The sequence below is a fragment of the Azospira sp. MPR-LB4 genome (assembly GCF_058809525.1).
On the sequence record NZ_CM179521.1, the window covers coordinates 1,056,919 to 1,078,862 of the forward strand.

Genomic DNA, 21,944 nt, shown 5'->3' on the forward strand with positions numbered 1-21,944 from the left:
AACGATTGCGCGACTTCTATTTGAGAATAATTCCCATCCAAAGTATATTAGCGGCCGTTCTTGCGCCTCCGCTTCGGAGCCCGCCGGAGGCCGCCGCCGTTCCGCGCGCCTCATCGGCTATGGCGCGGGTCCCCATTTTCGATTCGCAACCCCACTCCCAATCACATACAAGAAAATCATGTCTGTCAGCCTGAAACTGAAGCCGCTCGCTGCGGCCGTACTGCTACTCGGCACAAGTCACTGCGCCCTGGCCGAGGAACCTTCCCTGACCCTGTCTGAAATCAATGTGGTGGGACGCAGCGAAGGGCAGGACTACTACAGCGACGAGGCCGGCGTGGCCCGTTCCGAGACGCCCCTGCGGGAAGTCCCCCAGTCGGTGCGGGTCGTTCCCCGCCAGGCCATCGACGACATCGGGGCGGTACGCCTCGAGGAAGCCTACGACTATGTCAGCGGCGTCAATCGCCAGAACAGCTTTGGCGGCCTGTGGGACAACTTCTCCATCCGCGGCTTTGCCGGCAACCCGGACACGGGAGCCAATTTCCTGCGCAACGGCTTTGCCGGGAACCGGGGCTACAACGCTCCCCGGGACATGGCCAACGTGGAACGGCTGGAAGTGATCAAGGGCCCCGCATCGGCCCTGTACGGCGGCAGCGAACCCGGGGGCATCCTCAACATCGTCACCAAGAAGCCCCAGTTCAAATCCGGCCACGCCCTGGAGATGTATGTCGGCAGCTACGACACCTACCGGACGACCCTCGATTCCACCGGCCCCATCAGCGACACCCTGGCCTACCGGCTTAACCTGGCCTATGAGGACAAAGGCAGTTTCCGCGAGCAGGTGGACAGCCAGCGCTACCTGGTGGCGCCCTCCTTCACCTGGCTCCTGGGCGCCGGCACCATCGTCAATTACGACCTGGAACTGCTGCGCCAGAAAGCGCCCATGGACCGGGGGGTGATCGCGGTCAATGGCAAGGTGGGCAGCATTCCCCGGGAGCGCTTCCTGGGAGAGCCGGGGGACGGTGACATCACCATCGACAACAAGACCCACCATCTGACGGTGGAACATGAACTGGCCGATGCCTGGAAAGCCAAGTTTGGTCTGGCCTACCGCACCACCAGCCTGGAAGGCTATTCCACCGAGGCCAGCCCCCGCACTGCCGGCAGCATCCGCTGGACCAGCGCCGGCGCTCCCGTCATCGAGCGGGAGCGGCGCTACCGGGACTACAGTTCCAACGACCTGTCGTTCCAGGGCGAAATCCTCGGCAAATTCAGCACCGGCTGGCTCCAGCATGAAGTGCTGACCGGCGTGGACAGCTACCGTTTCGAACTGGACCAGCTGATGCGGCGGGGCCGCTCCACCACCACCTACGGCCTGGATGTGCTCAACCCCGTCTATGGACAGACGCCGCTGGCCCTGACCGCCACGCCCACCAACACCCTGGAGACCCAGCACGCCACCGGCTTTTTCCTGCAGGACCAGATGAGTCTGGCGGAACGCTGGCGCCTGCTGCTGGGCCTGCGCCACGACCGCTTCCGGCAGGAAATCCTCAACCGGAACACGGGTATCAGCACCTCCCAGGAACACAGCGTCACCACCCCCCGCGTCGGCCTGACCTGGCTGGCCACCCCCACCCTGTCCGCCTATGTCCTGGCCAGTGAATCCTTCCGCGCCAACAACGGCGTCGATGCGGCCAGCCAGTCCTTTGCGCCGGAACGGGGCGAGTCCAGGGAAGCCGGCCTCAAATACGAATCGCCTGACAAGCGCTACGGCGGCACCCTGGCCCTGTTCGAGATCGACAAGAAGAACGTGCTGACCAACGACCCGGCCAATGCGGGTTACGCCATCGCCGCCGGCGAGGCCCGCAGCCGCGGCCTGGAATTCGATTTCTCCGGACAACTGACCAGCAAGGTGCGGGTGCTGGCCAACTACGCCCATATCGATGCCGAGATCACCAAGGACAGCAACGCCGCCCTGGTCGGCGCCCGGCTGATCAACGTGCCGAAAAACAGCGGCAGCGTGCTGGCAATGTATGAAGACGGCCTGGCCGGCGGCCGCTACGGCCTTGGCGCCGGCGCCACCTATGTGGGCAAGCGGGCCGGCAATTCCATCGACAGCTTCGAACTGCCCAGCTACACCACCATGCGGGCCATGGCCTACTGGAAGCCGAGCAAGACCCTGCGCTTCTCCCTGGATATCGACAACCTGTTCGACAAGACCTACTACGCCAGTTCCTACGACGTGTACTGGGTGACGCCGGGCGCGCCCCGCACCGTGACCCTGGGCATGCAGGCCAAGTTCTGATGCCCGGCGGAAATCAGCGCATCAACGCCATCGACGCCCTGCGGGGCCTGGTCATGGCGCTGATGGTGGTGGACCACGTGCGGGAGTTCTTTTTCCTGCACCAGCAGGTCGCCGACCCGATGGACCTGCACACCACCTCGCCCGGGCTGTTCTTCACCCGCTTCGCCAGCCACTTCTGCGCCCCGGTCTTCGTTTTTCTCACCGGGCTTGGCGCCTGGTGCTACGGGCAACGGCACCTTGGCGCCGGCGGCGATCCCCGGCGCGCCGCCAGCGCCTTCCTGGCCAAGCGCGGCCTCTTCCTGGTGCTGCTGGAGCTGAGCCTGATCAACTTCGCCTGGACCTTCGCCTTCCCCCCCAGGATGCTCTATCTGCAGGTGATCTGGGCCATCGGCCTGTCCATGCTGGCTCTGGCCGCCCTGCTGTGGCTGCCCCGGGCGGGACAACTGGCCCTGGGGCTCCTCATCATCGTCGGCCACAACCTGCTCGACAGCCTGCACTTCCCTCCGGGCACGGCAGCCCATGCCGTGTGGGCCGTCCTGCACGACCGCGCCATCATCGAACTGGCCCCCGGACTGGCGGCCCGCACCTCCTACCCGGTCCTGCCCTGGATCGGCGTCATCCTGCTGGGTTACGGGCTGGGGCCCTGGTTTGCCCAGGGCAGTGCGCCGGAGCAGCGCCGGCGCCGCCTTGCCCTGGCGGGCCTGGGCGCCCTCGCCCTGTTCGTCCTGCTGCGGGGGCTTGATGGCTACGGGGACCATCCCCTGGCCGGCGCCGGAACGGGCCTGGTCACCCTCATGGGCTGGCTGAACCTGACCAAATATCCGCCCTCCCTGCTGTTCCTGCTGCTGACCCTGGGGAGCGGACTGCTCGGGCTGGCCGTCCTGGAACGACACACCTGGAATTTCCTGGCGGTGCTGGGGCGGGTGCCGATGTTCTTCTACGTCGTCCATCTCTACGCCCTGCATCTGCTCAATCTGCTCTGCCTGGCGCTGTGGGGGCCCACCCAGGGCGAGCGCTACGGCTTCGGGCAGGTCTGGCAGATCTGGGGCCTGGCCCTGCTGTCGGTCCCGGTCCTGTATCCCCTGTGCCGGCGTTTTGCCGACTACAAACGCCGGCATCCCGGCGGCTGGCTGTCCTACTTCTGACCCTCTTCTCCGGCGCCCCCGTCTTACGGCGCCGGAGCAACTGGCGAAACCCCGGCCCCCTCTTCATGGGTCCCGGCAGCAGCCACCTCGATGCGGTTGCGGCCATTGGCCTTGGCCAGGTACATGGCGTTGTCGGCCCGGGACAGGAGGCAGTCCAGGTTGGTGTCGGCCGCTTCCAGGGCGGCGACGCCGATGCTCACCGTCACCGGCGGCAGCTGGGCCGGGCCTTCGGCGGTGGTCAGACGGATGCGCTCGGCCACCTGGCGGGCCTGTTCCAGGTCCGCATCGGGCAGCAGCACCACGAACTCCTCGCCGCCGTAGCGGCCGAAATGCTCACCCCGGCGCAGCACGGCGCCAACCCGCTGGACGAAGCCCTGCAGCACCAGGTCGCCGGCCTGGTGGCCGTAGGTGTCGTTGATCTTCTTGAAGAAATCCAGGTCCAGCATAAGCAGGCAAAGGGCACGGCCGTGGCGCCGGGCCCGGGCCATCTCCCACTCGCACACTTCGACGAAGGCCCTGCGGTTGAGAATCTGGGTCAGGGAGTCGTGGCTGGAGAGATATTCCAGCTCGCCCCGCAGGCGGTCCGTCGCCAGCAGCACGTAACCCACGGTGATCATCAGGGTGCAGATGGGGTAGGCAGTGAGATAGACCACCTGGATCGGCGTCTGCTCCAGGAAATCGCTGCCCAGGCCGGGCACCAGGGCGCTGCTGCCGCGCAGCAGCAACACGCCGATCTGGGCCAGCAGCACCAGGCAGAAAAAACGGCTGATGAAGCCGGGGCGCCCGTAGCGGAACACCACCAGCAGCTGCCGCCCGTAGAACAGGGGCAGGCTGAGGCCGGCCACCGCCAGGCGGGCATTGGTATCCGGCTGCACCAGCAGAAACCAGGTAAGCAGCCCCAGCCCGACGCCGCTGACCAGGGCCTGGAAGCGCCAGGAAGGCTGGCGCTGGTAGAACAGCTCGGTGCCGCTGAGCCAGAGGGAAAGGGCGGTGTACAGCAGCAGGCTGGCCAGAAGCACGGAAAGCGCATCGGGGATCAGCCCGCGCAGGCCGAACAGCAGGCCGGAAAAGACGCCCACCAGGGTGCCGCCGGCCCAGTGGCCGATGCCCCGGATGCGCTGGGGGAAACTGCGGGTGACGAAGAACAGCACCACGGCCATGAGGGCGGTCATGAAACCGGCCAGGAGGATGACGGTGCGCAGGTCAATATGGGGCATCGGGATCGTCGCAGGGCAAGGGTGACAGTGACAGGCTGGCGCTCTCGGCCGGCCGCCATTCGGGCAGCCAGCCGGGTGCGTCGGCCCGGGCCAGGCAGTCGGCGGCGATGCCGATGCCGGGCACCCAGGCCAGGGTCTGGCCGACCCACAGCAGGGGCAGGCGCTGCCGCTGCCAGGGCGGAATGTCCGCTTCCTGCAGCAGCTTTTTCAGGGGACGCCGGGGCCGGCCCGGCAGCTGCATGGTTTCGCCTCCCTGACGCAGGCGGAAGCGGGCAGCCTCGCCGCACAGAGCAAGGGCCACGCCCTGGCCGATCGCCTCCCGCCCGCCGATGCTGCCGAAGGCCCAGGGGACGGGCATGACGAAGGGCCCTGCCGGCTCCGCCAGGGAAGACGGGGATTGCAGGGGCTCATGGTCCAGGAACACCGTTCCGCGCCACAAGCGGACCACCCACTCGCTACAGCGCCATTCCACCTGGCCGTCAGGCCGGGGGCAGGCCAGCTGCTGCCACAGTTCCGCCAGGGCCCGGGCCTCGGGCATGGGGGCGCCATGGCGGCGCAGCCAGCAGCGCAGCAGGTTGCGCCCCCGGGCACTGGAGAGGCCGGCCAGGGCCGCCTGCTGCAGGCGGGAGCCGACGGCGGCCTTGGCCAGATCCTGGGCCGCCAGTTCCTCCAGCAGGTCCTCCGCCTCCCCCGCCAGCGCCGCCGCCCGGCCGAGGCTGACGGCGGCGGGAAAGCGGGACTGCAGCAGGGGCAGGGCCTCATGCCGCAGGAAATTGCGGGCGTAGGCCCGGTCGCCGTTGCTCTCGTCCTCGATCCAGCCCAGGCCCTGGGCCACCAGCCAGGCTTCCAGTTCGGCCCGGGAGGTTTCCAGCAGGGGACGCAGCAACGGCAGGGGCCCATGGCCCGGACGCGGCAGCAGGCGCCGCCCCGGCATGGCCGCCAGGCCCCGCAGGCCGCTGCCCCGCAGCAGGTTGAAGAGCAGGGTTTCGGCCTGGTCGTCCCGGTGGTGGGCCAGGATCAGGGCATCGGCCGTAAGGCCGGCGAAAACCTGGTAGCGGGCGGCCCGGGCCGTCGCCTCCAGGCCCGCCGGACGGGCCTCGGGCAGACTGACCCGGTGCACCTGCAGGGGCACGCCGAGGCGAGCGCAGAGGTCGCCGCAGAAGGCGGTCCAGGCATCGGCATGGGGCGACAGACCGTGGTGCACATGCACCGCCTGCAAACGCCAGCCCCGCGCCGGCGCCTGGGCAGCCAGGGCCGCCAGCAGGGCGACGGAATCCCGGCCGCCGGAGAGGCCGACGGCGAGGACGGGCGTAGTGGAAAGGGGGGATGCGGGAAGAACGGAATGGGGATCGGCCGCCGCCAGCAACCAGGCCAGGCGGTCGGCGATCCGCCGGGGCAGGTCAGGAGACCGGCTGTTCCTTGAAGCGGCCATAGGACATGAGCCGCTCGTAGCGGGCCGCCAGCAGTTCTTGGGTAGACAGGCCGGAAACGCCCTTGAGCGCGTCCTGCAGGGCCTTCTTCAGGTTCTGGGCCATGGCGCCGTGATCCCGGTGGGCGCCGCCCACGGGTTCGTTGACGATCTTGTCGATGAGGCCCAGGGTCTTCAGGCGGGAAGCGGTGATGCCCATGGTTTCCGCAGCCTCGTTGGCCTTCTCGGCGCTCTTCCACAGGATGGAGGCGCAGCCTTCGGGGGAAATCACGGAATAGGTGGAGTACTGCAGCATCTGCACCGTGTCGCCGACGGCGATGGCCAGGGCACCGCCGGAGCCGCCTTCACCGATGATGGTGACGATGATGGGGGTCTTCAGCTCGGCCATGACGTAGAGGTTGCGGCCGATGGCCTCGGACTGGCCCCGCTCCTCGGCGTCGATGCCGGGATAGGCGCCCGGGGTGTCCACGAAGGTGAACACGGGAATCTGGAACTTCTCGGCCAGCTTCATCAGGCGCTCGGCCTTGCGGTAGCCCTCGGGGCGCGGCATGCCGAAGTTGCGGTAGATCTTTTCCTTGGTGTCCCGGCCCTTCTGGTGGCCGATGACGACGCAGGGCTGGCCGTTGAAGCGGGCCAGGCCGCCAACGATGGCCTTGTCGTCGGCAAAGCTGCGGTCCCCGTGCAGTTCCTCGAAGTCGGTGAACAGGCGGGAGACGTAGTCCAGGGTGTAGGGACGCTGGGGATGACGCGCCACCATGGCGGTCTGCCAGGGCGTCAGCTTGGCGTAGATGTCTTTGGTCAGCCCCTGGCTCTTCTTTTCCAGGCGGGCGATTTCTTCCGAGATGTCCACCGCGGAATCGTCCTGCATGAAGCGCAGTTCTTCGATCTTGGTTTCAAGCTCGGCGATGGGCTGTTCGAAGTCGAGGAAAGTGGTTTTCATCGAGATAGGGAAATTTTGGCAGGCGCGTATTCTACCCCAAACCCCCCGGATACTCCCCATTGCCCGGGAAAGGCCGGCGGCGCGGGAGGATGCTCAGGCCGCCGCGCGGGCGGCCAGGCGCACCCCCAGTTCGTCCAGCAGCCGCAGCAGGGCGTCGGAGGAGGCGAACATCTGCCCCAGCAGGGCCATGGTGGCGGGTGCTGCCGGACTCTGCCGCGCCGCCTCCAGGCCCCGGGCCTGCTGCGCCAGTTCCCCCAGCAGGCGGAAGCACTCCCGCACCTGGGCCGGGGCGCCGCCCGGCGCCGCAATCATCAGCCACTGGCTGAGGCCGCAGGCATCGAAGGCCGGCAGCGCCGCCTCCGCCCTCTCCGCCAGCCGGGCAGACACCCGCTCGCGCCACTGGCGGTGCTCGTGGCGCAGGTGGAACAGCTCGTACAGTCCCTGGTGCCAGGCCAGGCCCTGCAGGGCCGTCCATTCCCGGCGGGCCCGGTAGCCCGCCACCCAGGGCAGGACTGCCTCCGCCGCCATGGGCCGGCCAATGCCGAATCCCTGGCCGATATGGCAGCCCATGGCCACCAGCAGCATGCCGTGTTCCGGGTCTTCCACCCCTTCGGCCACCAGTTCCCGGCCGAAGACCTGGGCGATCTGCACCACGGCCTGGATGATGGCCGGGTCTTCCCGCTGCTCGAACAGGTTGCGCACGAAGAACTGGTCGATCTTGATGGTGGCGGCAGGCAACTGGTGCAGATAGGCCAGGGAGGAGTAGCCGGTGCCGAAGTCGTCCAGGGCGAAACGCACGCCCATGCCGGCGCAGGCCCGCATCACCTCGCGCACGTGGGCCATGTCATCCAGGATGGAGGACTCGAGAATCTCGATTTCCAGGGAGTCGGCCCGGGCGCCGGGCACGTCGGCCAGGGCATGGCGCACCCGCTCGGGAAAATCGGGCAGCTGCAGGTGGCGGCCGGCGATATTGACGCTGATGCAGGTCTCCAGCCCGGCGCGGCGCCAGGAGACGGCCTGGGCCAGGGCCTCGCGCATGGCCCACTCGCCGAGACGGATGATGAAGTCGCTGCTTTCCACCACCGGCAGGAATTCTCCCGGCGGCACCATGCCCCGCTCCGGATGGAACCAGCGCAGCAGGGCCTCGAAGCCGAGCACCCGGCCGCTGGGCATGTCCACCTTGGGCTGGTAGTACAGCCGCAGTTCCTTGTTCTCCATGGCCAGGTCGAGTCGCCGCAGCATCTCCCGGCGGGCGTGGGTGCGTTTGTCCTGCTCGCCGTCGAAGAGGCGGAAATAGCCCCGGGCCTCCTGCTTGGCCTGGTGCAGGGCCATCTGGGCGTGGCGCACCAGGGTGTCGCCATCCTCCGAATCGGCGGGCAGCAGGGCAATGCCGGCGGAGAAGGTGATTTCCACCGCCTCGCCGTCGATTTCCAGGGGCGTGCGGTTGGTCTGCAGGGTGCGCACGATGCGCTCGTCCACATCGTCCCAGCCCCCCAGGTCGGGCAGCAGCAACATGAATTCGTCGCCGGCGATGCGGGCCAGCAGTTCCCCCGGCTGCAGGGATGCGCCGAAGCGCTGCCCCAGGGCCACCAGCACCCGGTTGCCCAGGTCGCTGCCCCGGGCCTCGTTGAAGGCGCGGAAGTCGTCCACATCCAGGTGCACCAGGGCCAGCCAGCGGCCCGTGGCCCGGGCCCGGACCACAGCCTGGTGCAGGGTGTTGTTGAACAGGATGGCGTTGGGCAGGCCGGTGAGCGGGTCGTAGTAGGCCGTCTGCTCCACCCGGTGCAGCACTTCCAGCTCGTAGCTGCGGCACAGGGTGATGGAGCGGCCCAGGCGCTCCAGGATGGGGGAGAACAGCTCCGGCAGGGAAAGACGGGTGGCCGGTCTGGCCGCCCCCAGCAGCAGGATCACCCCCTGCCCCGGCACCGGCAGCCGCAGCACCACCCCCAGGGGCTTGCGCAGGGCCAGGCCGGCCAGCAGCGCCCCGGCCTCGAACAGGGCCGGGCCGCCCTGCACCAGGGCGGCGGGCAGTGCCAGGGATTCGCCCTGGCGCCGGATCAGGTGGTAGTCGCCGATGGCCAGTTCCAGGCGACAGCGGCCGTCGGCCGCCCCCTCTTCCTCCACCAGCCACAGGCCGACGGGGAAGCCGGTGTGGTACATGAAGCGCTGCAGGGTGCGCACCATCAGCGGCGCCACATTGACCTCGCCGCCGATGGTCAGCGCCAGGTCGTAGAGGATGGCCAGGGCCTGTTCGTCGTTTACCGCACCGACCACGAACCGCTCCAGGGAAGACCCACCAGGGTGGCGTTGTGGAACAGGGGGTAGCCGCCGCAGACGGCGGCCCCGATCTCGCCCAGGGAAAGGGCGCCCCACAGCCTGACCGGCCCCAGGCGCCGGGCCAGTTCGGCCAGCTCCCGGTCCATCCCGGCCGGGCCCATGTGCATACGGCGCCCGGCACAGTAGAAGAGCAACAGGTCGGCACCGGAGCGCGGCATGGCGGCCAGGCTGGCGGCCAGCTGGGGCACACAGCGCTCGGCACCGCTGCGGGCGTCGAGCAGGGTCAGCACCGAATTGGGCGGAATCTCGCCGACGCAGATAATGCCGCCGCCCTCGTCCAGGGCCACGGGAATGCGCACCAGCACCTCGCCGTCGGCCCGCAGGATGCCGAAGGGGAAATGCACGGCGTAGGTATAGAAGTTGTCCCGGTCGATGCTGACCCCATACTGGCTGGCCATCATTTCCCCATAGACCTCCAGGGCCGGCCGCCAGTCGATCTGGACGATGCGGTTGCCGCTGGCGGAGGTGGCGGTGATAACCTGTTCGGGCACCTGGAAGCCGTGTTCGAGCACGGCGCCCTGGTGGCCCGGCAGGAGCTGCAGCAGCACGCCGTCGGCGATGCAGCGCTCCTGGTCGAACAGGCAGGGGATGGCAACGAAACGCTCGCTGCCCGCATTGACCCCGGCGTAGTGCACCCGGTCGGCCAGGGCCAGGTACCAGGCATCCAGGTGGGTGGCGATGTTCGGCACCAGGGCATCGAAGATGCAGAACAGGGTGGCCTCGGTGTCGTCGTCCAGCTGGGCATCGACATAGGCGGCGAGACGGCTGGCCAGGGGCGCCACCGCCTCGGCCCGGGACACGCCCTCCACCAGCAGGGGCGGCGGCGCTCCGTGCAGGGGCAGCAGCACCACTCCCCGGGGCAAGGCCCCGTCTTCCTGCAGCAGGGCCGGGAAGACCGCCCCGGCCAGGCTGACGCCGGCGCTGCGGCAGGCTGCCTGCAGCAGGGGCACGGCCTCGGCGCTGGCCTCGGCCACCAGGGCGAGGACGGAATACCCGGGCAGGCTCTCATGCCAGGCCGCCAGCACGGCCTCCAGGGCCTGGCCGGTCGGGGCTTCCAGATAGCGGGGGGAATCCATGGTGGAAGACGGGAAACGGGAACGATTTGGGGCGCCCATTGTCGCACAGCCCCCCGCAGCGACGGCTGCAATCCGTCACGGATCGGCCACCAGCGCCAAATCCATGGCAGAGGAAGGGTTGTTTTGCCGCCCGCCCCGGGGCGAGAATGGCAAAAAAAGGGCGCGGCTTTTCCGCAGTCCCACATTCTCAGGGAAAACTCATATGCAACGATTGCTGGCAACGGCCCTGCTGGCCGCCCTCCTGCCTGCCGCGCCCCTCGGTGCGGCGGAAAACCTGCCGCCGGTGGAAGTGTTCGCCCCGGTGCCCTGCCTGGCCTGCATCGACTGGGCCGAGCACCTGCGGCAGAACGGCTTCAGCGTCACCATGAAGGAAACGGCGGACATGGCGGCCCTGAAAAAGCGCCTGAAAGTCCCCGCCGCGGTGGAGTCGGTGCATACGGCCCGGGTTGCCGGCTACTTCATCGAAGGCCATGTGCCGGCCGAGGACATCAAGGAACTGCTCAAGGAAAAGCCCAAGGCCCGGGGCCTGGCCGTGCCAGGCCTGCCCGCCGGGGCGCCGGGACGGGAGGCTTCCAACCCCAGCTGTGAGCGGGGCTGCACGGTGCTCGATTCGACGCCGGAGCAGCGGGAAGTGCGGCGGGAGCTGTACGACACCCTGCTGGTGGATCTCAAGGGCCAGACCCGCATCTTCAACCGGCACTAGGCGGGGCCAGGGCCGGTCCGGGGACGGCCTTACGACGGCAACATGGGGGTGCTACACTCAGGGCCACAACACAGGCCCCAGGGCCCCGTATAACCATAGCGCCCCGACCATGCCCGATCCCGCCCCCACCAAGGACATCGCCCCGGAAATCCCCGCCGAAAATCGGGTCAATCTGGACGAAGCCCGCCTGCAGATAGGCGACGCCCTGCAGCTGCAACCCAACGGCGACGCCAACGCCGCCCGCCACTACGTCAAGCTGATCGGCTTCACCAAGGGCGCCAGCGTCCTGGTCAGCACGCCCAAGGTGGACGGCGCCTACATTTTCGTACGGGACGGCCAGAACTACGTGGTGCGGGCCTTCTCCGGCAAGAACGCCTACGCCTTCTCCACCACGGTGGTGCGTTCCGTGGCCGTGCCCTACCCCTACCTGCACCTGTCCTATCCCAAAGACGTGCGCGCCCTGGTGGTGCGCCGCGGCGCCCGGGCCAAGGTCAATCTCATCGCCAGCGCCCGCCGCCTCGACGCCCTGGGCCAGGAAAGTCCGGACGCCTGCGCCGCCAGCATCCGCAACGTCAGCATCTCCGGCGCCATGCTGGCCTCGCCCCATCCCCTGGGGCTCCAGGGCGACAGCATTCGCCTCTCCTTCAAGATCGCCCTGGCCGACATCATTTCCCTGGTGACCCTGGATGCGGTCATCCGCGCCGTCAATCCGGGCGGCGAAGACCTGGGCCCCGGCATGATCGGCTACGGCCTGGAATTCGTCGGCGGCGAAGCCCAGGACCGCATCACCCTCACCGCCTTCGTCTACCAGAAGCTGCTGGAACAGGACGCGGCCACCTGAACCTCCGGGCAGCCGCGGCCAAGCCAGGCCGTCCCCATCAGGCCTGCATGGCCCGGGCCACCAGCAGGGTGTCGGTGAACTGCTCGAAAGCGACGATCCGGCCGCCGGCAAGCCGCCACACATGGGTCGCCCGGGCCCGCATCGACTTGCCGGTTTTACGGTAAGTGCCGCTGTAGGTGCCGATACCCACCACTTCCTCGCCGCCGTCGATCAAACGTTCCAGGACAAAGGTGTAATCCTCCCAGTCGCGGCCGAGGACGGCGAAGACATGGGCGCCCACCTCGGTGGCACCGATCCAGGTGCCGGCGCAGGGAAAGCCCGCCATCTCGGTCCAGGCCGCCTCCGGCGACAGGTCCGCCAGCATGCCGGCCAGATCCCCCCGGGCCGATGCGGCGTAGTGATCGGCAACGATCTGCAGATTGCTTTTCATGACCAGACTCCCGGCTTACAGGGCACAACCGTCGAAGCCGCAGCCCAGGGCCTGGGCGGCGCTCGCGGCGGGCAGCCCGGCACGCTGGCGCAGACGCTCCTGGAAGGCCTGGGGACGCCCCAGGTAGGCGGAGACGTCGATGCTCTGCAGGCCCTCCGCCGTTTCGAGGACGAAAGTGGGAAAGCCCTGGGCGCCGACCCGGCCCATGAATTCCCGGGTGTCGCGGAAATGGGCCTGCACCGCCTCGCCCGACAGTTGCGTCAGAGTCTCGGCAAAGGCGGCGGCATCGTGCCCGAGGGATGCGGCCAACTCCACCAGCACCGACGGCTCGGCGATGCGGCGGCCTTCTTCATAGTGGGCCACCTGCAACCGGGCCAGCATGTCCAGCCCGCGGCCGGCCAGCTGCTCGGCGGCCAGCATGGCGGCGGTGGGCGGCTCGGAGTCGAAGACCGCGCCGTTGTCCCGGAGCAGGCCATCGGTGTAGGCAGGGCCGAAGGGCTGGCCGCTCAACTGGGCGATCCGCTGGTCATGGGGTTGGACATAGGCGCGCAGCTGGGGCGTCACCGCCTGGCGCCGGGCGCCGGCCATCATGCCGCCGCTGCGGGGCCGCACCGGCAGGACGTCGCGGGCTGCCCGCACCAAGGGGGCGGCGCCATAGCACCAACCGCACAGCGGGTCGTAGAGGTAATGCAGGATCGGGGCCGTCATGGTTCGGTAATTCCTTGGATGGAGGCGATAAATCAGGACCGCGCCGCCGCCCGGATGGCGGCGGCACGGCGTTGGCGCAGGGCGCGGAGACCTACCACTGCATCTCGCCCTTGTTGACCTTGGCACCGATCTCCAGGGCCACGCCCAGGCCGGCCCGGGGGTAGGCCTGCTGCATGGCGGCGATCAGCTCGGCGGCATTGGAGGCTTTGGCAGCTTCCGCGTCGAAGCGTTGCAGGTAGGTACGGGTGTAGGCGATGGCGCTGGCGCCCAGGGCCGTGCCGGGGGCCATGTGGCCCGGCACCACCAGGGCGGGCTGCAGCGCCTCGATCTCGTCCAGCTGGGCAAACCAGGCCTGGCGCTGGCTCGCCGTCCGGGTATCGGCGGTCCACACGTGCAGGTTGCCGAAGATGGCGATATTGCCGACCACGGCCCGCAGCGACGGAATCCACACATAGGGGCGGTGGGCCAGCTCGCCGCTGGTGCCGCGCACTTCGACGGTCTCGCCGTCGACGCTGAGGCGGGTGCCCTGCAGCAGTTCCGGCACGATCGGCTGACGGGGCCCGTTGGCGCCCATCTTCGGCCCCCAGAAGGCCACCTTGGCGGCCATCCTGGCCTGGATCTTTTCCCGCACCGCCGGCGTGGTCAGCACCCGGGCCTGGGGGAAATGGGCTTTGAGCACCTCGGCGCCGAAATAGAAATCCGGGTCCGCATTGCTGATGAAAATGGTCGTCAGGGTCTTGCCGCTGTCCAGCACATTGGCCGCCACCCGCAGGGCATCGGCCCGGGTGAAGCCGGTGTCGATGACCACGGCTTCGCTCTTGCCGCTCACCACCACCGCATTGACGTGGAAGCTGTGGCCGTCGGCGTTGTACACCTGTACCTGCAGCGGCGCCGGGGTCCGGGCGGCACCCTGGCTTTGGGCATGGCCGGGGGCGACGATGCAGAGGGTCAGGGCGGGAATGGCGAAGCGGGCAATGCGCTTGAGGGAAAACATGGAAGTCTCCGTGCATGGATGGGTTGTGATGACAGGGCGAACTTTATCTATTGCAAAATGGTTGATAAAGTTCGATACAGTTGATTATTTATTGCACGAATCGATCAAATGGACCGCCTGACCGCCGTACGCGTCTTCGTTGAAGTGTCCGACCGGGGCAGCCTGACCCAGGCCGCCGAGCACCTGGACATGTCGGCGGCCATGGTCAGCCGCTACCTGGCGGCGGTGGAGGACTGGTTCGACGCCCGCCTGCTGCACCGGACCACGCGCAAGGTCAGCCTCACCGACGCCGGCCTCGCCGCCCTGCCCTCCTGCCGGCAACTGCTGGAGATCGCCACCGAGGCCCGGCACCTGGCCGCGGCCCGCAACCGGGAGCCGGCCGGGGTGCTGCGCGTCACCACCGCCGGCTCCTTTGCCGATGCCCAGCTGACGGCAGCCCTGGCGGACTTCCAGCGGCAGCATGAGCAGGTGGAAATCGTCCTCTCGGTGGGGGACAAGCCCACCGACCTGGTGGCGGAACGGGTCGATCTGGCGGTACGCATCACCAACACCCTGGACCCGGCCATGATCGCGCGGCCCCTGGCCCGCTGCCGCTCCCTGCTGTGTGCCGCGCCCGCCTACCTGGAACGATATGGCAAGCCCGAAACAGCCGAGGACCTGCAGCGGCACCGCTGCATCGCCCACGCCTTCGGCATCGGCAAGCAGTACCGGTTCACGCGCAACGGCGCCGACCTTGCGGCGCCGGTGAACTGGAGCTTCCACACCAACGAGACGGCGGTGCTGCGGCGGGCCGTGCTGTGTGGCGCCGGCATCGGCATGCTGCCCACCTACTACCTGGGGGACGACCTGGGCGCCGGTCGCCTGGTGCCCCTGCTGCCGGACCATGAACCTGAAGTGCTGGGCATCCACGCCATCTACCTCTCCCGCCAGCACCAGCCCCTGGCCCTGCGCCTGCTGGTGGACTTCCTCGCCGAGCGCTTTGCCGGCGATCCGGCGCCGTGGGATCGGGGACTCGATCTGCCCGACCTCTCCTGAACGGCCGGGGCGACCAAGGTGCCGCCCCGGCGCCAGACGAAAAAAAGGCCGGCGCATTACTGCGCCGGCCTTTTTCATGGGGATCGCCCTGGCTTAGTGGTGCCGGGTGCCGTTGCGGTGGTTGCCGCCGCTGCGGGGCGTGCCACCGTTGCCGCTGGCGGCACCGCCGCCGCTGCGACTGCGGCCTTCGCCGCCCTGGCCACGGCCGCCACTGCCGCCGTTACCGCCGCTGCGGTTGCCGCCGCCGTTGTTGCCGAAGCTACGGCCCGGCTGGCCCTGCCCCTGGCGCTGGCCTTGGCGCTGGCCTTGGCGCTGGCCTTGGCGCTGACCTTGGCGCTGACCTTGGCGTTGATCCTGGCCCTGGCGCTGGCCGCCGCGGTTCTGGGGCGGTGCCGGGGTCGGGTTGGCGCTGGGCTCGAAGCCGGGCAGCACCTCCTTCTCCAGGTCCTTCTTGATCAGGCGTTCGATGCTGCGCAGGTTGTCCCGCTCGTCATGGCAGACCAGGGAGATGGCCTCCCCTTCGGCGCCGGCGCGGCCGGTGCGGCCGATGCGGTGCACGTAGTCCTCGGCCACGTTGGGCAGCTCGTAGTTCACCACGTAGGGCAGCTGGTCGATGTCGATGCCCCGGGCGGCGATGTCGGTGGCCACCAGGGCCACCAGCTTGCCTTCCTTGAACTCGGTCAGGGCCCGCACCCGGGCGCCCTGGGTCTTGTTGCCGTGCAGGGCGGCGGAGCGGATGCCTTCCTTGTCCAGGCGGCGGGAAAGGGCATCGGCGCCGTGCTTGGTGCGGGTGAAGATCAGCACCTGGTTCCAGCCCCGGTTCTCGAAGAGGTGCAGCAGCACGTCCTTCTTCTTTTCCCGGTCCACGTGGATGACCTTCTGGCTGACGGTTTCCACGGTGGTGTTGCGGCGGGCCACTTCGATGGACTGGGGATCGTGCAGGAAGCTCCTGGCCAGTTCCTTGATCTCGTCGGAGAAGGTGGCGGAGAAGAGCAGGTTCTGGCGCTTGCCGTTGGGCGGCAGCAGGGCCAGGATCTTGCGGATGTCGCGGATGAAGCCCATGTCCAGCATGCGGTCGGCTTCGTCCAGGACCAGGATTTCGATGCCGGAAAGGTCCAGGGTGCGCTGGTTGATGTGGTCCAGCAGGCGGCCCGGGCAGGCCACCAAGATGTCCACGCCGCGCTTCAGGGCGGCGATCTGGGGATTCATGCCGACACCGCCGAACATGGACATGGACTTCAGGGGCAGATGCTGGCCGTAGGTACGGACGCTTTCTTCCACCTGCAGGGCCAGTTCCCGGGTCGGCGCCAGGATCAGCACCCGGGGCTTGCGCGCCAGGCGGTTGAGGGGGCTTTCGCCGGCCTGGGCCTGGGACAGCAACTGCAGGATGGGCAGGGTGAAGCCGGCGGTCTTGCCGGTGCCGGTCTGGGCGCAGGCCATCAGGTCGCGGCCGGCGAGGACGGCGGGAATGGCCTGTTGTTGAATGGGGGTGGGTTCGGTGTAACCCTGCTCGGCAATGGCGCGCAGGATTTCGGCCTTGAGGCCGAGATCGGTAAACAGCATGGATGCTCCTGGTGGGTAGCCCTTGGGCCCTGCGTGCGCTGCGGCACGAACCAGTCGAGGCGAACTACGGGGATGGGGTAATTCACGCGGCGGGCAGAGGGCCCGGCCGGAGGGATTTCAACGAAATCACGACGCCCGCCGTGACTGATTACGGCGACGCGAGGCGCGCAGTGTAGCACGGTCCCCCGCCCCCCGGGCCGCCATTCGCCCCCGGGTTGCCGGAAACCTTCGCTTACACGGATGTAAATGTCTGCAAAAACGGCCGCCGGCCACCCGGCAGGCCCGGGGATAATTGTTAAGATTCAATCACCGGGCCGCATCCGAGCCGCTTGCGGCCCCCAGGCGAACTGCCTGCCAGCGGCTTGCCCGCGGCCAATCCGGGCCGCCGCAGCGTCCCGTCGGCACCCGCCGTTCCGCTCTTCTCCACCACTGTCCTGGCCCACCGTCGCCTCCACCGGAATCCCATGCCGCTCTCCCCGCCCCCCTTCCTCCGCCGCCCCGCCGGCCGCGCCCTGCTCCTGCTGGCCCTGGCCGGCAGCCTGGGGGGCTGCACCCTGTTCACCCCGGCGCCGGACCTGGAGCAGCGCCGCCTGCAGGTAAGCGTGCCGGAGCAATGGCACAGCCCCGCCCCGGCACGGGCCGAGACAACCGCTGAGGCCACCACCGAGGCCGATGAGGCCGCCGTGCTGGCCCAGTGGTGGACCCGCTTCAACGATCCGCTGCTGGACCAGCTGATCGCCCAGGGCCTCTCCGCCTCGCCGGACCTGCGCAGCGCCCAGGCCAAGCTGCGCAGCGCCCGGGCCAGCCGGGACCTGGCCGCCGCCGACTACTACCCGGGACTTAGCGCCTCCACCGGCGCCACCGGCAGCAAGGCCAGCCCCGCCGTCAGCGGCGGCAGCAGCCGGCGCACCACCATCTACGACGCGGGCTTCGACGCCAGCTGGGAGCCGGACATCTTCGGCGTGGTGCGCCAGGACGTCAGCGCCGCCGATGCGGACGTGGCCGCCCAGGCCGCCACCCTGGAATACGCCCGGGTCACCCTGGTGGGCGAGGTGGCGCGCAACTACGTGGAGCTGCGCACCTACCAGGAGCGCCTGCAGATCGCCCGGGACAACGCCACCAGCCAGGCCGAAACCCTGGAGATCACCCAGTGGCGGCAGCAGGCCGGCCTGGCCACCGAACTGGACGTGGAACAGGCCCGCACCAGCCTGGAACAGACCAGGGCCACCATTCCCGCCCTGGTGAGCAACGTCAGCGCTTCCCAGAACCGCCTGGCCGTGCTCCTGGGCCAGACCCCAGGCAGCCTGCAGGAGCGGCTCGACAGCGCCCACCCCCTGCCGGCGGCGCCCCGGGAGATTGCCGTCGCCATTCCCGCCGACGCCCTGCGCCGCCGCCCCGACGTGCGCGCCGCCGAGCGCACCCTGGCGGCGGAAACGGCCCGGGTCCATGCCCGGGTGGCGGAACGCTATCCCAGCTTCACCCTCAGCGGCAGTTTCGGCTGGCAGGCCCTCACCTCCGGCGCCCTGGGCGGCAGCGGCACCGTGGCCCGCTCCCTGGCGGGCACCCTAGCCGCCACCCTGTTCGACGGCGGCCGCCTGAAGAGCCGCATCGCGGTGCAGGACGCCGCCCAGGAACAGGCCCTGATCGCCTACGAGCAGAAAATCCTGACGGCCCTGGAAGATACGGAAAACGCCCTGGCCGCCTACGCCGCCGGCCGGGAGCAGGAGGCCACCCGCCGCCGCGCCGCCGAAGCGGCCCGCAACGCAGCCCAGCTGGCACGGCAGATGTACCAGGCCGGCCTGACGGACTTCCAGAAGGTGCTGGACACCGAGCGCACCCGCCTCAGCGCCGAGGACAGCCTGGCCACGGCCCGCCTGGCCGTGCTCAGCGCCGTAATCCAGCTCTACAAGGCCCTCGGCGGCGGCTGGAGCGCCCCCGAGGCCCCGGCAGACGCCATCGCTGCTGCCGCTGCCACTCCCCTTTCGACACAGGAAAAGACCGCCCCATGACCTCGCCCCAGGACAACCACAACGGCGCCCTCCAGGACCTCCTCAAGAAGGCCGCCGGCAGCGGCGCCCAGCCCCTCTGGCAGCGTTATCCCAAGCGCTTCCTGGCGGGGGGCGCCATCGCCGTGCTGGCCCTCGCCCTGCTTCTTTCCGGCGGCAAGAAGAGCCAGGGCCAGTTCCTCACGGAAACCGTGGACAGCGGCCCCCTGGTGGTCACCGTCTCCGCCAGCGGCACCCTGGCGCCGACCAAGTCGGTGGACGTGGGCAGCGAGCTTTCCGGCACCCTGGAGTCGGTGCTGGTGCAGGAGAACGAGCAGGTGAAAAAGGGCCAGCTGCTGGCCCAGCTGGACACCTCCAAGCTCAAGGACCAGGTGGTCAAGTCCCAGGCCGCCGTGGCCGCCGCCGAAGCCAGCGTGGCCCAGGCCGTGGCCACCGTGGCCGAGGCCCGGGCCAGCCTCTCGCGCATGCGCCAGGTGGCGGAGCTGTCCGGCGGCAAGGTGCCGGCCAAGACCGAACTGGAAACGGCGGAAGCGACCCTGCTGCGGGCCCAGGCCAACGAGGCCAGCGCCCGGGCGACGGTGACCCAGGCCCGGGCCACCCTGAAGTCGGACGAGACCAATATCGCCAAGGCCACCATCCGCTCCCCGGTGGACGGGGTGGTGCTGACGCGCAAGGTGGAACCGGGCCAGACCGTGGTCGCCGCCATGACCACCCCGGTGCTTTTTTCCCTGGCCGAAGACCTGACCCAGATGGAACTGCAGGTGAAGGTGGACGAGGCCGACGTGGGCAGCGTGCAGGTGGGGCAGCAGGCCAGCTTCACCGTCTCCGCCTGGAGCGGGCGCAAGTTCCCGGCCCAGATCCAGCGGGTCGGCATCGGTTCCACCACCACCGACAATGTGGTCACCTACAAAACCGTGCTCAAGGTGGCCAACAACGACCTGGCCCTGCGCCCGGGCATGACCGCCACCGCCGAGATCATCACCGCCAGCCGGGACAAAGCCCTGCTGGTGCCCAACGCCGCCCTGCGCTTCACCCCGCCCCAGGCGGCCGGCGGCGACCAGCGCAGCTTCCTCTCCCGCCTCATGCCCGGGCCGCCCCGGGAGCCGGAGAAGAAGCGCAAGGACAACGGCGCCGCCGCCACCCAGGTGTGGGTGCTGCAGGAGGGCCAGCCGGTGGCCGTGGCCGTCACCCCGGGGGTCAGCAACGGCCGCTATACGGAGATACTGGGCGGCGACCTGCAGCCGGGCATGGCCGTCATCACCGAATACCAGGAGATGCGCCCGTGAGTTCCGGCAACGGCGCGGCGCCGCCCCTGATCCAGTTCCGCCGCATCACCAAGACCTACGGCCAGGGCCAGGCCGAGTTCCAGGCCCTGCGCGGCGTCGACCTGGATATTGCCGAAGGGGACTTCGTCGCCGTCATGGGCCCCAGCGGCTCGGGCAAATCCACGGTGATGAACATCCTCGGCTGCCTGGACAGCCCCAGCAGCGGCGACTACCTGTTCCAGGGCGTGCCGGTGCAGGATCTCTCCCGCAACCAGCGGGCCCTGCTGCGCCGCCACTACCTGGGCTTCGTCTTCCAGGGCTTCAACCTGCTGGCCCGCACCTCGGCCCAGGAGAACGTGGAACTGCCCCTGCTCTACCGCGGCGAGTCGCCGGAAGCGCGGCACCGGGCCTCCCGCGAAGCCCTGGCCCGGGTCGGCCTCAACGGCTGGGAGCACCACACCCCGGCCGAGCTTTCCGGCGGCCAGCAGCAGCGGGTGGCCATCGCCCGGGCCATCGTCACCAATCCCCTGGTGCTCCTCGCCGACGAGCCCACCGGCAACCTGGACAGCCAGCGCAGTCACGAAATAATGGAACTGCTGGTGAGGCTGAACCGGGAACAGGGCATCACCATCGCCATGGTCACCCACGAGCCCGACATGGCCGCCTACGCCAGCCGCATCGTCCATTTCGTGGACGGCCGGGTGGCCAGCGACGAACGTACCGCGGAGCCCGCCCCATGTTCCTGAACGCCATCCTCCTGGCCCTGCGGGAGATCCGCCGCAACCTGATGCGCTCCTTCCTGACGGTGCTGGGCATCGTCATCGGCGTCGCCGCCGTCATCACCATGGTGACCCTGGGCAACGGCGCCACCCGCATGGTGGCCGAGCAGATTTCCAGCCTCGGCAGCAACCTGCTCATCCTGCGCCCCGGCCAGCGCCTCGGCCCCGGACGGGACAGCGCCGGCGCCCCCAATTTCCGCGCCGCCGACGTGGAGGCCCTGCTCGTCCAGGTGCCCTCCCTCAAGGCCGTGGCGCCGGTGGTGAGCAGCACCGTGACCCTGGTGGCCGGCGCCGAGAACTGGTCTTCCAGCGTCACCGGCAGCACCAACGCCTATTTCGTCGCCGGCAACTGGAAGCTGGCCGCCGGCCGCCAGTTCAGCGACGAGGAAATGCGCGCCGGCAAGGCGGTGTGCGTCATCGGCAACACCGTCAAGCAGAAGCTCTTCGCCGGCCAGAGCCCCCTCGGCAACGCGGTGCGGGTGAAGAACTTCTCCTGTGAGATCGTCGGCATCCTGGCCAGCAAGGGCCAGGGCGCCATGGGCATGGACCAGGACGACGTGGTGCTGATGCCCCTGGTGACGGCCCAGCGCCGCCTCACCGGCAAGACCCAGGACGTCTCCACCCTGATGCTGTCCCTCAAGGACGGCGCCAGTTCCCCCCGGGTCATGGAACAGATCCGGCAGCTGATGCGGGAACGGCGCAAGCTGGCGGAGAACGACGACGACAACTTCAACCTGATGGACACCAAGCAGATCGCCGAAGCCCTCTCCGGCACCATCGGCACCATGACCACCCTGCTCGGCGCCGTGGCCGCGGTGAGCCTGCTGGTGGGCGGCATCGGCATCATGAACATCATGCTGGTGTCGGTCACCGAACGCACCCGGGAAATCGGCATCCGCCTGGCCATCGGCGCCCTGGAGAACGAGGTGCTGCTGCAGTTCCTCATCGAGGCCGTGGCCCTCTCCGCCTTCGGCGGCCTGGTCGGCATCATTCTGGCCCTGCTCGCCTGCCTCGGCCTCTCGGCCCTGATGGGCATGCCCTTCCTCTTCAATCCGGGCATCAACCTGCTGGCCTTCGGCTTCTCCGCCGCCATCGGCGTCATCTTCGGCTACGTCCCGGCCCGCCGCGCCGCCGGCCTGGACCCCATCGAGGCCCTGCGCCACGAATGAGGCCC

The 21,944-nt window shown here is 69.1% G+C and carries 18 protein-coding genes; 9 read left to right on the plus strand and 9 right to left on the minus strand.

What is annotated here, in order from left to right; translation table 11 throughout:
- Window positions 1–178 precede the first annotated feature (178 nt).
- On the plus strand, window positions 179–2,302 hold the full coding sequence (locus AC3QLZ_RS04800) for a TonB-dependent siderophore receptor (protein WP_130458821.1): 2,124 nt from the start codon (window positions 179–181) through the stop codon (window positions 2,300–2,302).
- Entirely contained in the window at window positions 2,302–3,447 is a 1,146-nt protein-coding gene (locus AC3QLZ_RS04805; protein ID WP_152088898.1) for an acetyltransferase domain-containing protein, read from the plus strand. The genes AC3QLZ_RS04800 and AC3QLZ_RS04805 overlap by 1 nt, the downstream gene beginning before the upstream one ends.
- Window positions 3,448–3,470: 23 nt before the next feature.
- On the opposite strand, the gene AC3QLZ_RS04810 is transcribed toward AC3QLZ_RS04805, so the two are convergent.
- The 5 genes from AC3QLZ_RS04810 to AC3QLZ_RS04830 form a co-directional block, all read right to left on the minus strand.
- Window positions 3,471–4,664 carry a GGDEF domain-containing protein gene (locus AC3QLZ_RS04810; protein WP_152088897.1) on the minus strand — a complete coding sequence of 398 codons (1,194 nt, stop codon included), beginning with the start codon at window positions 4,662–4,664 and terminating at the stop codon, window positions 3,471–3,473.
- The gene (tilS, locus tag AC3QLZ_RS04815) at window positions 4,651–6,096 is read right to left on the minus strand and encodes a tRNA lysidine(34) synthetase TilS (protein ID WP_492783420.1); all 1,446 of its coding nucleotides are present in this window, start codon (window positions 6,094–6,096) and stop codon (window positions 4,651–4,653) included. The genes AC3QLZ_RS04810 and tilS overlap by 14 nt, the downstream gene beginning before the upstream one ends.
- Window positions 6,065–7,033, minus strand: coding sequence for an acetyl-CoA carboxylase carboxyltransferase subunit alpha (locus AC3QLZ_RS04820; RefSeq protein WP_014238178.1), 969 nt, complete (start codon window positions 7,031–7,033; stop codon window positions 6,065–6,067). The genes tilS and AC3QLZ_RS04820 overlap by 32 nt, the downstream gene beginning before the upstream one ends.
- Before the next feature lie 93 nt (window positions 7,034–7,126).
- Window positions 7,127–9,307: a putative bifunctional diguanylate cyclase/phosphodiesterase gene (locus AC3QLZ_RS04825; RefSeq protein WP_130458825.1), complete on the minus strand. Its 2,181-nt coding sequence runs from the start codon at window positions 9,305–9,307 to the stop codon at window positions 7,127–7,129.
- Window positions 9,292–10,446 (minus strand): FIST signal transduction protein, encoded by a 1,155-nt coding sequence (locus tag AC3QLZ_RS04830; protein ID WP_492783421.1) that lies wholly within the window; start codon window positions 10,444–10,446, stop codon window positions 9,292–9,294. The genes AC3QLZ_RS04825 and AC3QLZ_RS04830 overlap by 16 nt, the downstream gene beginning before the upstream one ends.
- A gap of 202 nt (window positions 10,447–10,648) precedes the next feature.
- On the opposite strand from AC3QLZ_RS04830, the gene AC3QLZ_RS04835 reads away from it, so the two are divergent.
- The gene (locus AC3QLZ_RS04835) at window positions 10,649–11,149 is read left to right on the plus strand and encodes a DUF411 domain-containing protein (protein WP_130458827.1); all 501 of its coding nucleotides are present in this window, start codon (window positions 10,649–10,651) and stop codon (window positions 11,147–11,149) included.
- 109 nt (window positions 11,150–11,258) lie between these two features.
- On the plus strand, window positions 11,259–11,990 hold the full coding sequence (locus AC3QLZ_RS04840) for a flagellar brake protein (RefSeq protein WP_492783422.1): 732 nt from the start codon (window positions 11,259–11,261) through the stop codon (window positions 11,988–11,990).
- A 37-nt stretch (window positions 11,991–12,027) separates the two neighbouring features.
- Here the strand turns inward: AC3QLZ_RS04840 and AC3QLZ_RS04845 are convergent, their stop codons facing one another.
- The 3 genes from AC3QLZ_RS04845 to AC3QLZ_RS04855 all read right to left on the minus strand — a co-directional run bounded on the left by AC3QLZ_RS04845 (window position 12,028) and on the right by AC3QLZ_RS04855 (window position 14,122).
- A complete protein-coding gene (locus AC3QLZ_RS04845; RefSeq protein WP_492783423.1) occupies window positions 12,028–12,420 on the minus strand; it encodes a nuclear transport factor 2 family protein in 393 nt (130 codons plus the stop codon).
- 15 nt (window positions 12,421–12,435) lie between these two features.
- Window positions 12,436–13,128, minus strand: coding sequence for a DsbA family protein (locus AC3QLZ_RS04850; protein ID WP_492783424.1), 693 nt, complete (start codon window positions 13,126–13,128; stop codon window positions 12,436–12,438).
- Window positions 13,129–13,219: 91 nt separating this feature from the next.
- Complete coding sequence (locus tag AC3QLZ_RS04855; protein WP_492783425.1) at window positions 13,220–14,122, minus strand: MBL fold metallo-hydrolase; 903 nt, start codon at window positions 14,120–14,122, stop codon at window positions 13,220–13,222.
- A 108-nt stretch (window positions 14,123–14,230) separates the two neighbouring features.
- Here AC3QLZ_RS04855 and AC3QLZ_RS04860 point away from each other — a divergent pair, with 108 nt between their 5' ends.
- Window positions 14,231–15,157 (plus strand): LysR family transcriptional regulator, encoded by a 927-nt coding sequence (locus AC3QLZ_RS04860; protein ID WP_492783426.1) that lies wholly within the window; start codon window positions 14,231–14,233, stop codon window positions 15,155–15,157.
- Window positions 15,158–15,250: 93 nt separating this feature from the next.
- Here AC3QLZ_RS04860 and AC3QLZ_RS04865 read toward each other — a convergent pair whose 3' ends face one another.
- The gene (locus AC3QLZ_RS04865; protein WP_492783427.1) at window positions 15,251–16,720 is read right to left on the minus strand and encodes a DEAD/DEAH box helicase; all 1,470 of its coding nucleotides are present in this window, start codon (window positions 16,718–16,720) and stop codon (window positions 15,251–15,253) included.
- Between the two features lie 464 nt (window positions 16,721–17,184).
- On the opposite strand from AC3QLZ_RS04865, the gene AC3QLZ_RS04870 reads away from it, so the two are divergent.
- Genes AC3QLZ_RS04870 through AC3QLZ_RS04885 form a run of 4 tightly spaced genes read left to right on the plus strand, consistent with a single transcriptional unit; the run spans window position 17,185 to window position 21,939 of the window.
- Window positions 17,185–18,729 (plus strand): efflux transporter outer membrane subunit, encoded by a 1,545-nt coding sequence (locus AC3QLZ_RS04870; protein ID WP_492783428.1) that lies wholly within the window; start codon window positions 17,185–17,187, stop codon window positions 18,727–18,729.
- The gene (locus tag AC3QLZ_RS04875) at window positions 18,726–20,012 is read left to right on the plus strand and encodes an efflux RND transporter periplasmic adaptor subunit (RefSeq protein ID WP_492783429.1); all 1,287 of its coding nucleotides are present in this window, start codon (window positions 18,726–18,728) and stop codon (window positions 20,010–20,012) included. Before AC3QLZ_RS04870 ends, AC3QLZ_RS04875 begins: the two co-directional genes overlap by 4 nt.
- Window positions 20,009–20,737, plus strand: a complete 729-nt coding sequence (locus tag AC3QLZ_RS04880) for an ABC transporter ATP-binding protein (RefSeq protein ID WP_492783430.1) — start codon at window positions 20,009–20,011, stop codon at window positions 20,735–20,737. The genes AC3QLZ_RS04875 and AC3QLZ_RS04880 overlap by 4 nt, the downstream gene beginning before the upstream one ends.
- The gene (locus AC3QLZ_RS04885) at window positions 20,728–21,939 is read left to right on the plus strand and encodes an ABC transporter permease (RefSeq protein ID WP_152088887.1); all 1,212 of its coding nucleotides are present in this window, start codon (window positions 20,728–20,730) and stop codon (window positions 21,937–21,939) included. The genes AC3QLZ_RS04880 and AC3QLZ_RS04885 overlap by 10 nt, the downstream gene beginning before the upstream one ends.
- Window positions 21,940–21,944 lie beyond the last annotated feature (5 nt).